This window comes from Fodinibius halophilus, assembly GCF_011059105.1.
Taxonomy (GTDB): domain Bacteria; phylum Bacteroidota; class Rhodothermia; order Balneolales; family Balneolaceae; genus Fodinibius; species Fodinibius halophilus.
Genome location: NZ_JAALLS010000010.1, coordinates 105524 through 120116, shown reverse-complemented (window position 1 = coordinate 120116; position 14593 = coordinate 105524). Strand labels below are relative to the sequence as shown.

Sequence of the window (14593 nt, the reverse complement as noted above, 5' to 3'; positions counted from 1 at the left end):
TATTCTAACATTGAATCCTACAGGAATCTACACCATGTTAATGAAAAAATTACCATATATAGTTGTTACATTGCTTATCGGCATTTTGATCGGGTGCGGAAGCACAAATCCACTTGTCGATGAGGCAAAATCACATATTGAAGATCAAAACCCCCAAGCGGCACTTGAGTCAGCTGAAAAAGCTATTCAACAATACCCTCAAGACCCATTAGGGTTTTACTACAAAGGTGTTGCTTTAGGAGACCTTGCTGGCAAAAAAGAAGATCCAGAGGTACGGCGTGACTTTTATAAGCGTATGAATAAAGCTTTTGAACAAGCACAAGAAGTGGCTTCTAAGACAGAAGATCCGCCCTCTGAAATGGAACGCATCACCTCTATTAAAAAAGTTTTATGGCAAACAGAGCATAATAGGGGAGTTAAAATGGCACGTAATGACAGCCTCAAAAATACTGTCGAAAATCCTTTAAAATATTCTGTCGGCCATTTTAAGAATGCTACAATAGTTCAACCGGACAGCTCACTGTCTTGGAACACACTTGCATCTGTGGCAAGTATGAATAAAGATTTTGAGGAAGCTGTAAAAGCCAAATCGCAATATATAGAAATGGTTCCGGACACTACCCTCAAACCACTTGACTACCGTCAGTTGGCTAGCTTCCACTACCAGCTAGACAATCAACAAAAAGTACTTGAGACTTTTCAAAAGGGACAAGAACAGTTTCCCGAAGATCAAGATATTATTAAAAGCTTAGCTGATACTTATAACCGTCTAGGAAAGCCGGATAAAGCTATCAGTGTTGTCAAACAGTTGGTTGAAAAAGATCCCGAGAACCCACGATTTCACTTAGTCCTCGGTACTCAGATCTATCAGAAAGCCCTTAAAATTCGTGATAAGATCGCAAGCAATTCTGATAAAATTCTGCAGCTCCAGCAAGAACTTCGGGACACCAACAACGAAACCAAAACTGATAAGCTAAAAGAGCAAATTTCTTCATTAAAACAGAACAATGATGCACACCTTTCTACGATGAAGGAATTGACTAAAAAAGCAGAGAGCGAGCTCAATGCAACGCTAAAGTATGATAAAGATAATGACGTAGCTTATAACACCTTAGGTGTTTTATACCAAAACCGAGCTAAGGCTCTCTTTGAAAAACGTAATCGTACCACTGATAATGAGAAGGCAAATAAGATTGATGCGAAAGGGAAAGAATTGCTTAAAAAAGCCATGGGGTACTATGAGAAAGCTGCTGAAATTAAACCCGAGAATAAAGATTATTGGAAGAGTTTATTCAGCATCTATACCGTCCTTGGAATGGATAAGAAAGCCAAAGAAGCTATGAAAAAAGCGGGCATGCAGTAAACTTTCCAGAGTTAAACCTTTTTATTCATGAATCATTTATCTACCCGAATTGCAAGCCTTGCGCTTGCATTCGGGTTATTTATTAGTTGTAATGCGCTAAATTCAACTTCAAAATCAGATAATACCGAAAAAAAAATAAGCACAGCTGAGCTACAAAAGAATATTTCTGATATAAATCAGAGGCTATCTGCCGATAGTTCATCTGCCCTACTATATCAAAAAGGTCAGTATCAAATAAAACTGGGGCAAAAGTTCCAAGCTCCCAAACAGCGGACCCCACACTATCGCAACGCCCAAAAAAATATCGAGCTCGCCCATACTCACGGTAGTGGTGAACGAAAGAAACAAATTCAGCAGTTACTTAGTATTAGTTGGAGCAATGAACACAACCAGGGGCTACAAATTATACAATCCGACAGCACCCTTGGTATTGCCTCTTACTTGAAAGCAGCGGCATATTTTACCAATGCTACTACACTTATCCCCGATAGTGCTATCTCATATAAAATGGGAGCACAGGCTTTCTATAAGGCACAGGAACCCCAAAAAGCTATCGAACTGCTGGAAAAAGCCAGGCACAACATCTCTGAGCTACCAATTACATTGCTGGATCAGTTAACATTTCTATATCTCAACCATGATAATCCTCGAAAAGCTATTACTCTTTATGAAGAAGGAGACTCTCCCGAGCTGTCTTTGAACCTTCTTCATGGATTATCAAACGCTTATATCAGTGCCAATGAACATCAAAAGGCGGTAAGCCTGCTTACAGATTTAGCTGATCAGAAGCCCCAAAATATTATTTACAGACAGAGCCTCGCAACGGAACTCTATTATCTTGCTACCGAACACCTTGATTCTCTAAAAAGAAGTTTACCTTCTGATACTACCAGTAATATTTCGATCTCCCCTGCTGACTCACTCCTCAGTAAAGCCGAGAATCACTTAAAAATTTTGACAAAACAGAATCCGTCAAATTTAGAATTAAAACAACGGCTTGCTCAATTTTACCATAATAGTGCCTCAAACTATCAGCAGATTTTACCTCTTGTAACCATGAAAGAGAAATCTAAGGTTGAGGAACAAATCAAAGTTTATTTAACTTCTTCTCTACCTCTGCTAGAAGAATTAGTTGAAGAAAATCCAAAGAAAAAAGCACTTTGGCAAAACCTATACCAAGCCTATTCATATCTTGGTATGCATGAGAAAGCTCGCAAAGCGAAATCCAATTATTAAATTCTTTTGCAATGAAATTTAACACCAAAACAATACATGCCGGTCAAAAGCCGGAGGAAACTTCGGGCGCAGTAATGCCTCCGATCTTTCAAACATCTACATATAAACAGGAAGCGCCAAACGTTAATAAAGGCTATGATTATGCCCGTGTAGGGAACCCCACACGAACGGCCTTAGAAAAGCTTATCGCCGGTTTGGAAGGCGCCGAGCAATGTGCTTGTTTTGCAAGTGGTTGCGCTGCTATGGATGCCGTCCTAAAAATGTACCGCCCAGGCGATCAGGTAATTGCATCCAATGATCTGTATGGTGGTTCATATCGCCTCTTTACAGAAGTTTTTGCCCCCTACGGCATCGACTTTTCTTTTGTAGATATGACCAATATTGAAGAAGTCAAAGAAGCAGCAACCGATAAAACCAAGCTTCTTTGGATTGAAACACCCACCAACCCCCTACTCAGAGTAGTAGATATTGAGGAATTAACCTCTTTTGCAGATGAAAACGATATCACTTCTCTGGTCGATAATACTTTCGCCTCACCTTATTTACAACAACCATTATCCCTGGGAGCAGACGTCGTACTCCATTCAACTACGAAATACTTGGGTGGGCACTCCGATATTATAGGCGGTGCTGTTGCTACCTCAGATGCCGATATCATGGAGCAATTACGGTTCCAGGTTAAAACTACCGGTGCCGTCCCGGGCCCTATGGACTGCTACTTAACTTTACGTGGCATCAAAACTTTGTCTGTTCGTGTTCAACAATCGGTCGACAATGCAAAAAAAGTAGCTGCATTTCTTGATAACCATGAAGCCGTTGATGAAGTTATCTACCCCGGTCTTGAAAGTCACGGACAACATGAGATTGCAAAAAAACAGATGAGTGATTTTGGTGCGATGGTTTCATTCTCTTTGAAAGACGATTCAATTGAAGAGGCTCAAGAATTTATGAGCAGAACCTCCATTTTTACGCTTGCCGAGAGTCTGGGAGGTGTTGAATCTTTAATTAGCCATCCTGCTTCTATGACACACGGCTCAATTCCTAAAGAGGTACGTCAAAAGGCTGGCCTTAAAGATTCCCTGATTCGCCTGTCTGTTGGAATTGAAGATGCAGAAGACCTTATTGAAGGTCTTAATCAAGCCTTCGCGTAAGGCTCTAATTGAATTAAATATATTAACCATAATCTTTTTACTATGAGAAATGTAGTTATTGTTGAAGCCAAACGAACGCCGGTGGGATCTTTTGGAGGAAGTCTTTCTTCCTATTCCGCACCTGAGCTCGGGGCTACTACTATTACAGAAATCATTCGTACAACTGGTATAGACCCCGAAGAAATCCAAGAAGTGGTTTTTGGAAATGTACTAACAGCAGGTATAGGTCAGGCCCCGGCACGCCAAGCGGCCTTAAAAGCCGGCTTATCTGAACTCACCCCTTCAACTACTGTTAATAAGGTATGTGCTTCAGGTATGAAGGCAATTATGATCGCTGCAAATCAAATCAAGCTCAACGAAGCAGATGTTATTGTGGCCGGTGGCATGGAGAGCATGAGTAACGTGCCATATTACCTTGAAAAGCATCGTTTTGGTTCTAAACTAGGCCATGCCGAAGCTAAAGATGGCATCATCAAAGATGGTCTTTGGGATGTATATAACGATTTCCACATGGGTAATGCTGCTGAAATTTGTGCTGATGAATGTAATATTAGCCGCGAACAGCAAGATGAGTTTGCTATCGAATCGTACAAACGTGCTATTAACGCACACGAGGAAGGTTATTTTGATGATGAAGTTATTGAAATGAAGGTTAAGGATCGCAAAGGCAATGTCACCAAAGTAAAAATGGATGATGAGCTACAGCGGGTTAACTATGATAAAATTCCAAACCTGCGTCCTGTTTTCGACAAAGAAGGAACGGTAACCCCTGCTAATGCCAGCAGTATTAATGATGGGGCAGCAGCCGTACTACTGATGACTGAAGAAAAGGCTGAGGAGTTAGACCTAAAACCTATTGCCCGTATTTTAAGTCAATCCAGTGCGGCAAAACAACCTGAATGGTTCACCACTGCCCCTGCTGACGCCATGCCCATTGCCATGGAACGGGCGTCGCTAACAAAAGATGATATTGACCTCTTTGAAGTGAATGAAGCCTTTTCAGTTGTTGCATTAGCTAATAACCAGATCCTGGAGTTAGCCCCTGAAAAAGTCAACATCCACGGGGGCGCAGTTAGTATCGGGCACCCCATCGGATGTTCCGGCACACGTATTATGGTAACCCTGGTACATGCTCTCAAAAGGACAGGTGGCAAATATGGTTGCGCCGGAATCTGTAATGGAGGAGGCGGAGCATCGGCAATGGTAATTGAGATGCTATCTTAAACTTCTGTATACCCATTGTATGAAGGCGGGATAACTCTGGTTGTCCCGCCTTTTTTATTTTAAAATATTATGATACATTTATACTATTACAATTATTGGTAATCAAGGGAGAAATTTACGAAGTTATATTTCGCTTGATCGTTTTTTATACACATAAATGATTTATAATTGCCTGATCTTATGATTAAGAAAGTACTTTCAGTTTTATCATTACTTCTACTAACAGTTAGTATATCTTCTGCCCAGGTGGGGATAACTGCAGTTCCATTTCTACAAATTGAACCTGATTCACGGGCCGCCGGAATGGGAAATACAGGGGTTGCTCTTGCTGATAATGCCTCGGCGGTATTCTGGAATCCCGCAGGACTTGCTTTCCAGAAAGGGAACCAAATAAGTGTTACCCACAGTGAATGGCTACCCCGATTTAATGCCGACCTTTTTTATGACTATCTCGTTGGCAAATATCATGTTAAAGATATTGGAACCTTTGGTGCACATATCACCTATTTGAACCTTGGTGAACAGATAAGAACAAGTACCGAAGGTAATAATCTTGGTCGTTTTAACAGTTATGAACTCGCTGCCGGACTTTCATACGGGTTAAAACTTAATGAAAATTGGTCATTGGGTTCCGGAGTCCGATTTATTTATAGTAGTCTGGCTGATGGTAAAGTGGATGAACAACAAATTAATCCCGGTTCCAGTATTGGCGTAGATATTGCAGCTATGTATCAATCAAACACTTTTAAATTTTTGCGTCAGGATGCCAATTTTAATGCCGGCTTGAATCTCTCAAATATTGGGCCAAATATGACCTATATCGATAATGGTCAAAAAGACCCGCTGCCAACCGTCCTTCGGGTAGGGTGGGCATTTACTACTGGCCTTGATAATAAGGGGATTAATACTATTACCATTACCAACGACATTTCAAAAATAATGGCTCGCTTAAATTCTGATGGCAATCCTGAAGGCCCTATCGGTGCCATATTTAATTCCTGGGACAGCCTTAAAAGAGATACCGATGGTGACCCTTCTACCGATCCTGTTACTCTTTCATTAGCACAACAGCTTATGATCGCCACAGGCTTGGAATATTGGTACAATGACCTATTCGCTGTACGAACCGGCTATTACTATGAAGATCCTAATAATGGCGATCGCCAATTTATGACCTTGGGAGCTGGTCTGCGATACAAGTTTGTGGGTATCGACTTTAGCTATATCTATACCCTGGGAGATGAAAATCACCCTTTGGCAAATACCACACGATTTGGCTTAGTCCTGAACTTCTAACCAACAACTCAGGATTGAACTTGGCTTAATGGAGAAAGATCGTGAAAGTAAGATAATCAAAAGCATACTCCCTGTGAGTATGCTTTTATTTTTTTGCATATTTTCTGCTACGGCCCAACAACTCACCCGAAGCCATGCTATATCATCTCACTCATCTTTAGAAGCCCGAGCCCTCGACTCCCTGACCATTATCGGCGTTCGTGTTCAATTTCAGCCCGACGAAAATCGTCTTACCACCGGAGATGGCACATTTCAAAATGGCAACCTATCCTATCTTAATTCTCCGGATATCCGTATCGATCCCCTGCCCCACAATCGGGAATATTTTGAACAACATCTCAAATTTACAAAAAACTATTTTGAAACAGTATCGGGGCAGCAGATCCATATTGGCTATCATGTGTTAGAAAATATTTACCAGCTTCCAAAAAAGATGGAATCCTATTCGCCTACCGGCAAGAACTTCAGTCATAAAAAAATTGCCAAACTTGTTTCTGATACCTGGCAAACGGTACGCCAACAAGGCGGTATGGCAACCGATACATTAAATCCGGAAACAACAGCTTTTGTTATTTTCCACGGCGGAGTAGGTCGCGATATTGAATTGACCGGAACCAGCCTGAATAAGACTCCACAGGATATCCCCTCGCTGTATATGGGCAAACAAACATTAGGTGACCTTCTTAATATCCCTTCCTTTGATGGATTTGCAATTAACAACAGTTCATTTCGTATTACTAATTCTATAGTTTTACCCCGCACGCTTTCACGTCCCGGTGAAGATATCACAGGCCAACAATTTGTATTGCAACTATCCCTCAATGGACTACTGAGTGCCTCTATCGGTAGCTATCTGGGGCTACCCGACTTATTTAATACCGAGACCGGAGAATCGGGTATCGGCCGATTCGGGCTAATGGACGGAGAAAGCTTTTTTTCGTACCAAGGAATATTTCCGCCCGAGCCATCGGCCTGGGAAAAGTTTTTTTTGGGATGGCAAAACCCTTTTACTATCAATAAAAGTACCTCTGGCAACATATCACTTCCGGCTTCTGGATTGTATCAGAATAATAGCATTGCAAAATATAACCTATCTGGCAACGAATACTTTTTGATTGAAAATCGCCATCGCGATCCAAATAAAAATGGGGTTACTCTTACTATTGAAACACCTGGGGGAGATGTAGAAAAACAGACGTTCACAAATGACAACCAAACCTTTGTTAATCAAACGGATGGATTTACGGACCTGTTTGAGGCTGGGGTAGTTACCGATGTTAGTAGTTTCGACTGGAGTCTGCCTGGAGGTATGGCAGTGGGGCCTGATGGCGAAGATGATACCGATGATGATCGTCTGTTGAACGGCGGTATCCTTATTTGGCATATCGATGAAGCGGTAATCAATGAATCTCTTAGATCCCAAACAGTAAATGCCAATCCTCAACGTCGGGGAGTAGATCTCGAAGAAGCTGATGGAGCCCAGGATATCGGAAGAGCCGCTAACAGCAACTTCAGTTCCCAAGCTCGGGGTACAGCCTTTGATTTTTGGTGGAAAAACAACAACGCCTCTGTGATTACCGCCTCGGGTGATACGCTAACACTATATGAGAACCGTTTTGGTCCGGACACCCACCCAGCCAACCAAAGCAATTCAGGAGCACAAAGTTTTTTTGAACTCTATGATTTTTCGGATAATAAACCGGTAGCCACATTCAATATACGTCCACTTTCATCTGGCAATATCACTCCTGTTTCACTTCCACATGATACCGTTCCGGATCAAAAAACCTATTCAGATCAAGTGGAGGCATACAACCGATCCTACCCAATGGAACTTTCCCTTTATCACAGTTCGTCCGACTCTTTTTTGATTGTCCCCAGCCAGCAATCAACCTATGCTATTCGCTTATCAAGTAATAGTACCCCTATTTTTGATTTTCAGTCAGCTACACCACAACAGCCATACCTGGGACGTTCCCTCGTTTTAGCAGAGGAACCTACATCAAATACCATCAATGTAATGTCTTGGCGATGGGATGGCACGCAGTGGGTCAATAATTGGAGCAGCCAAGCTGAGGCAAACAACGGGTTTATCAGTTCATTGGATGACCAAACCCTGCTACTCGATTTTACTCCCCAACGTCTTGATCTATCAGACGGGTCATTCTTGTCTCCCCTTGATGCTCCTCTTCAGCGTTCACATACAATTGATGGCCGTTATGCCCAACTAACTGACAGAGAGCTCCAAATACTCCCTGCTCAAGATACCTATAGTATACCCTCTTCTACCAACCGTATGTACACCGGGACAATTCAGCTCTCGACATCACAATCTGGTTTTTTCCTGATAACAGATAACAGCCTGGTGCTTTACGACTCTCGTGATTCTTCTCCCCACTATCTCGTCAAAAATACAGCTATTGGTTGGCCTGCAATGGTCGACATCAATAACGATAACCGGCTGGATTTTTTATATATCAATAAGAAAACAGGCACTCTTGAAGCACGAAATAGTAATGGTGCAATGCTATCTCACTTTCCCCTGGAACCCCCGCCGGGGAGCTCTTTTACCGGAACACCTCTTGTTGCAAGCATCAAAAATTCAGAGCACCATCGTCTTTATCTCCCAACACAAGATAGCCTTGGAATAAACATTCATGCCTATAACAGCCAAGGCAAACCCATCGAAGGTTTTCCTCTCTATGTAGGGGGAATATCAAAAAATAACAATGCTCCTATACATCCCATTTTAAGTAATAATACGTTATATGCCATTAGCCACAAAGGGGAACTGAAAGCTTGGCAACTTGCCTCTATTGATGATGTGCTATGGGGCAGTAGGTACGGCAATTCTTCATACAATAAAATATCCGGTTCCCTCAATGCCCAACCTCCCCCTACCGGCAACCCGGGATCAGAGATCTTAGTAAAAAAAGAGACCTACAATTGGCCCAACCCGGCAAATAATTACTCGAATATACGTTTTCAAACCTCAAAACCTGGATATGTAGATATTAAAATCATTACCAGCAGTGGGTCTGTGGTCTTCGATAAACGTATTCAAACAACCGGAAATGCCCCCGAAGAACATCGCATTAATACACAAAACTGGAGCAGCGGATTATATTTTGCAATGATTACCGCAACAGTAAATGGAGAGAAAAACCAAAAAATGATCAAAATGGTGGTTGTTCATTAAATGATAAACCGATCTCTGCATATCATCTTCCTTATTTCTGTGATCGCATTTGCAGGCCTATCCACCCCCGCGTGGGCACAACTTTCACCATCCCAATACAGTTACCCGCAAAACCATTTGCCCTGGTATACTGTAGAGAGCGAACATTTCCAGGTTCATTTCCAAAAAGGAAATAGCCGATCGGCACAAGTTACTTCGAGAATAGCTGAAGAAGTATATCCCACTATTACCTCGTTATACCAATATGAGCCTGATACCAAAATAGACATTATCCTTAATGATCGGCAGGATTATTCCAATGGCGCAGCATATTTCTTTGACAATCAGATCGAAATATGGGTACCGGCCCTAAACAGTCCCCTTCGCGGTTCGCACGATTGGCTATGGGATGTTATAAGTCACGAGTTCACCCATATTATACAACTACAAGTGGCTATGAAAAAGGGACGACGACTGCCTGCCCTTTATTTTCAATGGCTATCATACTCTGATGTACGCCGGCCTGATGTACTATATGGATATCCCAAAGGAATTCTCACCTATCCCTTTGCCACTATTAACGTACCGGCATGGTTTGCCGAAGGAGTAGCTCAATATCAGCGCAAGAAACTGTACCACGACTTTTGGGATTCGCACCGCGATATGCTTTTACGTACAGCCCTGCTTAACGGCAGTCCTATCTCTTTAGATGGGATGGCATTCTTTACTTCCAAAAATGCTCTCGAGCGAGAACGAGTTTATAATCAGGGTTTTGCCTTCACTAGTTTCATGGTACAAAACTACGGCGAATCTATTATCCCCAAAATATCTAACGCCTTAGCCCATAATGGGGCGTACACGATCAACGAAGCACTGCATAAAGCCACCGGCACCGATGCTCAGCAGCTGTTTCATACCTTTATTGATAACACAACAAAAAATTATACTTCTGCTATTGCCGGACAAACATTTTATTCAACGAATACAATTCAGGACGGTGGTTTTTTCAATTTCTATCCTCACCTCTCTCCGGATGGTAATAAGATTGCATATCTCTCGAATCAAAATTTCCGTTCTTCAAGTACACAACTTTTCATTGAAACATTAAATGATAGTGCACGATCTCAACAAGCTATCAATATAGGGGTTCCACATACCTCCTCTCCACAAAAAGCCAAAGGGCATTCTCAGAAACCCATCCTTAAACATATACAATCGGCTTTTTCTTTTTCACCTGATGGCCAGTCTCTGATCTTCAGCAAACAAAAGCTAAATCAGTACGGTGAGCGATACAACGATCTTTTTATCTATAATATAGATACACCCCATACCCAACGCCTTACCCATAGTAAGCGTCTTTCTTCACCAATATGGCATCCTACCAAGAAACAAGCTGTTGCTGTTCAACAAACGGGTGGCAGTAGTAATATATCTATTATAGATCTGCAAAGTGGCTCCTTAAAACCGCTCACAAACTTTACCAAAGGACAACACGTTTATACCCCGGCATGGCATCCCGATGGTAATATCGTATACTTCGCAAAAGCTGACGACTATAGCCGAAATATTTATCGATATGATTTTGAAGAGCATACAACCGTTCCCGTACTCCACGATTCCCTTACGAATTACCGTGATCCCTTTGTAGATGCATCCGGGCAATACCTTTATTATGCCGCTGACCCGGATGGTATTTTCAATATTTATCGCATCTCACTGGACGAACCGTCACCGGATCCCCAAAAGCTAACCAATGTACTGGGGGGTGCCTTTATGCCTCACCAAGCGGGCAGCAAACTCTATTTTTCTGAATTTAAGGCCGACGGGTATGCGATTTCAGCAATAGATCTGTCTACGGTCAAACAAACTGTTAAAACCGAATATGACCGCTCCGCTATCGCGTTGAAAACTCTTGAGGAGCTTCCCGATCGTACAAACCTTAAGCATATCACAGCCATCTCCCCTGCTGAGCTTCAAAAGCTGGGGCAATCCGACTCTCTTACCCTCGATATTACCGGTAAAGCAAAACACAATCCCCCGGTTTTAACGACCTATAAAAATAACTACACAAGTTTTAGTTTCTATCCGGTTCTTCGATTTGATAATTATTCAAAAAAACATGGTAGCAACGGCCGATTACTTACCGCCGGCAGGTTTGGTGATCTGGGTAAAAACTTGCTCCGAGACCTAAAGATCGGTACATACTTCAGTTCTCGAGAAGTTACCGATAATTTAACTGTTTTTGGTGGGGCCCTCTTTGGCATAGCTTCTGAACCAAGCAGTGGAATTGGCAACTTCTTTTCGCCCTCGCGGCTAACCGACCTGGACCGCGATTTATTCACGATCATAGAACATAGCGGACTGCCATTTATTGAAAAACGATGGTCGCCTACCATTTCTGTTGAACTTTATAATATGCGACGCAATGTATCTAATGGCTTAACAATTGAAGAGTTTCCCTGTACATCTTGCCTGCCCGATACTACCTCCGCTGATATCGCGTATAATATATGGGAAGCCAACCTTTACCTTCGAAGTAAAATTAACAGGCACAACTTAGTTGAAATTGGAGCCCGGTACAGTCCCTATGAAGTTCAAACCGATGGATTCTTTTCTCGAGAGCTTCAACAATTTATTCCCTCTTCCTCTTCGGAATACTATAAAGGCACAACCTTTACTGCAGCCCACGTGTACGAAAACGTATTGCGTTATCCACATTCCGATGTTGCACCCGTGGGCCTCAAAACTTTGATTAGATATTCCTATGAGCCAAGCAAACTGTTAGATGAATACGAAATTGAAGATAACACCCTTTTACCCGTTTATGAGACGGTAAAAAACCATTCGCTGGAAGCAACCGTGCGCTTTGGGTATCCTCTCTCAAACAGTTCGTCCCTGGGAATATATGGCCGGGGGTTTAGCTATGTAAACGCTCCCAATGATGCTTTCTACCTTGACTATATAGGTGGATTTACCGGGATGCGCAGCTATCCGTACTTTGCGATTGGCGGCAATAGCACAGCCATGACACAACTTTCTTATAATGTTCCACTTATTCGTAACATCAATCACCAGCTCGGCCGCCATAGTTTAGACAAACTATACCTTCGGCTATTTGGAGAGGTCGGCAACGGATGGGGCGGGCCATTAGCTAACAATACTACTGTTAAAACGGGCCTTGGAGCAGAACTGCGATTTGCCTTCAACAGTTATTACCTATTTCCCTTAAAGTTATTTATAAGTAGCGCTTATGGATTCAATAACTTTGATATTAACTTACCTGATGAATTTATAACCCAATCGTCGGGTAGTACTGTACAATATGGAAATGAATTTATCTTCCACTTTGGTTTAACTTTTGATTTTGATGTTCTCAATAATGATTAGAAAAACAGCAATATCCCTATTATTATTTTTAGCAATGCTCACCATTGGGTATGCGCAACCCAATTCTTTAAACTCCGATGAACCCACTGTTACGATCCAAGACCTACAGCCAAAAATAAATTATGCTGACCAATCAACGCCGTTCTACCAGCCAATTAGAGAAAAACCGGGCCTTGCCCTGCTAAGTTCTGCCATTATTCCCGGCAGCGGACAGGCAGCCAACAAAAAATGGATACGAGCGGGAACTTATCTCCTGGCAGAAGCCATCTTCTTAGGTATACATATCAAAAAACTACGTGACGCCCGGGCCCAGGAACGGCGATATAAAAAATTTGCCAATAACAATTGGAGTGTAGTTACTTATGCCAAGTGGCTGGTTGAATACCATAATCAAAATCAACAAATAAGTAATCCCTATATTGATGAGCTTGCTAATAAAGTTACCGGGATATCAGCCAGCTACGATCCTGATCAGGATTGGGGAAAAGTTGATCTTGAATTGCTGCGAAATGCAGAGCGTAATACCCCTTTTGTCTTTCCTGATAATGAATATGGAAATCCCTTTTCACATGTATTGCCCGATTATGGCTCGCAACAGTACTATGAGCTTATCAGCAAATACTATCAATTTGGACCCGGCTGGAGTGACTTTGACTCAAAATACCAGCTTGCATGGGATGGGGCAGATATGTCAAGTTATTTCTTCCGGGGAGCAGACCTTGCCGAAACATTCAACGACAGTTATCGATTAGCCGGGAACATGGTATCGCTACTTATACTAAACCATATTGTCTCTGCGTTTGATTCATTCCTGACGGTTAAGATTAAGAATAATCGTCTGGAAACGCAGACAAATTTTTTAACACCCCATAAAAGCATATCCCTTAAATATCATTTTTAAGAAATCCCCAAAGAACTGTATTTTTACCCATGATGTCGACACTTAAAAAGATCTTTACCAGCAAAACTTTTTATATCGGTAGTGCTTCAATCATTGTTTTGGGAGCATTGATTCTATTCTTGGCTGATATGATCATCATGCCCGCCTACACAAATTACGATGAAGGATTAACCGTCCCTGATGTATCTCAAATATCTCTTGAAGAAGCCCAACAACAACTGGAGTCGTATGGCCTGCGATCCGAAGTTGCCGAACGCAGATCTAATACTGCTTATCCGGCGGACTATGTTATCGACCAGACCCCTGCTCCTTCTGAAATTGTCAAGCCCAACCGCAAAATCTACCTTACGGTTAACACCGAATCGAACCCTACAGTAACGGTTCCGGATGTTGTAAACCTCTCGTACCGCAATGCCAAACTACAGTTACAAAATTATGGGCTTGGAATCGGAACGGTAAGCTATGAATCCAACCGTTTTAAAAACAGGGTCCTGCGTCAATCTATTGAACCCGAAAAAGTAGTACCCAAGGGTACTCTTGTTGATCTCGCAGTTAGTGACGGTTTGGGCGAAAAAACTGTAGATGTACCAAATATCCTGGGATTGCGACTGTCTGAAGCCCAACAGAAACTTCAAAAGGCAGGCCTGCGTGTAGGCGAAATACAATTTAAACCCAGCAAAGATGTCGATCCCAATGTGATACTCGATTACCAACCAAAGAAAGAACAGGTAGTGGTTGACACAACACTTAAACTCATCGTCTCCGAACGATATAATTTAAAAGAAGAAAGTGAATCTGGGGCCATCATTGATACCACACAAAATATAGCTGTCCCCGACACAACAAAGCAATAAGAA

Annotated in this window: 9 protein-coding genes; all 9 read left to right on the top strand. The window is 42.1% G+C overall.

Features of this window, described 5'->3' with window-relative positions:
• The first annotated feature begins 34 nt into the window (after positions 1 to 34).
• The 9 genes from G3569_RS09270 to G3569_RS09230 all read left to right on the top strand — a co-directional run bounded on the left by G3569_RS09270 (position 35) and on the right by G3569_RS09230 (position 14590).
• Positions 35 to 1363 (top strand): tetratricopeptide repeat protein, encoded by a 1329-nt coding sequence (locus G3569_RS09270; protein ID WP_165268375.1) that lies wholly within the window; start codon positions 35 to 37, stop codon positions 1361 to 1363.
• A gap of 27 nt (positions 1364 to 1390) precedes the next feature.
• Positions 1391 to 2599 (top strand): tetratricopeptide repeat protein, encoded by a 1209-nt coding sequence (locus G3569_RS09265; protein WP_165268372.1) that lies wholly within the window; start codon positions 1391 to 1393, stop codon positions 2597 to 2599.
• Positions 2600 to 2610: 11 nt separating this feature from the next.
• Positions 2611 to 3750, top strand: a complete 1140-nt coding sequence (locus G3569_RS09260; RefSeq protein WP_165268370.1) for a cystathionine gamma-synthase — start codon at positions 2611 to 2613, stop codon at positions 3748 to 3750.
• 42 nt (positions 3751 to 3792) lie between these two features.
• Positions 3793 to 4974, top strand: a complete 1182-nt coding sequence (locus G3569_RS09255) for an acetyl-CoA C-acyltransferase (RefSeq protein ID WP_165268367.1) — start codon at positions 3793 to 3795, stop codon at positions 4972 to 4974.
• A gap of 180 nt (positions 4975 to 5154) precedes the next feature.
• Positions 5155 to 6270 (top strand): type IX secretion system outer membrane channel protein PorV, encoded by a 1116-nt coding sequence (gene porV / locus G3569_RS09250; RefSeq protein WP_205720113.1) that lies wholly within the window; start codon positions 5155 to 5157, stop codon positions 6268 to 6270.
• A 28-nt stretch (positions 6271 to 6298) separates the two neighbouring features.
• A complete protein-coding gene (locus G3569_RS09245) occupies positions 6299 to 9469 on the top strand; it encodes a T9SS-dependent M6-like inactivated metalloprotease (protein WP_491523260.1) in 3171 nt (1056 codons plus the stop codon).
• Complete coding sequence (locus G3569_RS09240) at positions 9470 to 12835, top strand: TolB-like translocation protein (protein WP_165268361.1); 3366 nt, start codon at positions 9470 to 9472, stop codon at positions 12833 to 12835.
• Positions 12828 to 13736: a hypothetical protein gene (locus tag G3569_RS09235; RefSeq protein ID WP_165268359.1), complete on the top strand. Its 909-nt coding sequence runs from the start codon at positions 12828 to 12830 to the stop codon at positions 13734 to 13736. The genes G3569_RS09240 and G3569_RS09235 overlap by 8 nt, the downstream gene beginning before the upstream one ends.
• A gap of 29 nt (positions 13737 to 13765) precedes the next feature.
• Complete coding sequence (locus tag G3569_RS09230) at positions 13766 to 14590, top strand: PASTA domain-containing protein (protein WP_240894665.1); 825 nt, start codon at positions 13766 to 13768, stop codon at positions 14588 to 14590.
• The last annotated feature ends 3 nt before the right edge of the window (positions 14591 to 14593 follow it).

Coding starts and splice junctions, on each gene's coding strand:
- G3569_RS09260 (WP_165268370.1), top strand. CDS start 2,611: ATGAAATTTAACACCAAAACAATACATGCCGGTCAAAAGCCGGAGGAA.
- G3569_RS09270 (WP_165268375.1), top strand. CDS start 35: ATGTTAATGAAAAAATTACCATATATAGTTGTTACATTGCTTATCGGC.
- porV (WP_205720113.1), top strand. CDS start 5,155: ATGATTAAGAAAGTACTTTCAGTTTTATCATTACTTCTACTAACAGTT.
- G3569_RS09240 (WP_165268361.1), top strand. CDS start 9,470: ATGATAAACCGATCTCTGCATATCATCTTCCTTATTTCTGTGATCGCA.
- G3569_RS09230 (WP_240894665.1), top strand. CDS start 13,766: ATGATGTCGACACTTAAAAAGATCTTTACCAGCAAAACTTTTTATATC.
- G3569_RS09255 (WP_165268367.1), top strand. CDS start 3,793: ATGAGAAATGTAGTTATTGTTGAAGCCAAACGAACGCCGGTGGGATCT.
- G3569_RS09235 (WP_165268359.1), top strand. CDS start 12,828: ATGATTAGAAAAACAGCAATATCCCTATTATTATTTTTAGCAATGCTC.
- G3569_RS09245 (WP_491523260.1), top strand. CDS start 6,299: ATGGAGAAAGATCGTGAAAGTAAGATAATCAAAAGCATACTCCCTGTG.
- G3569_RS09265 (WP_165268372.1), top strand. CDS start 1,391: ATGAATCATTTATCTACCCGAATTGCAAGCCTTGCGCTTGCATTCGGG.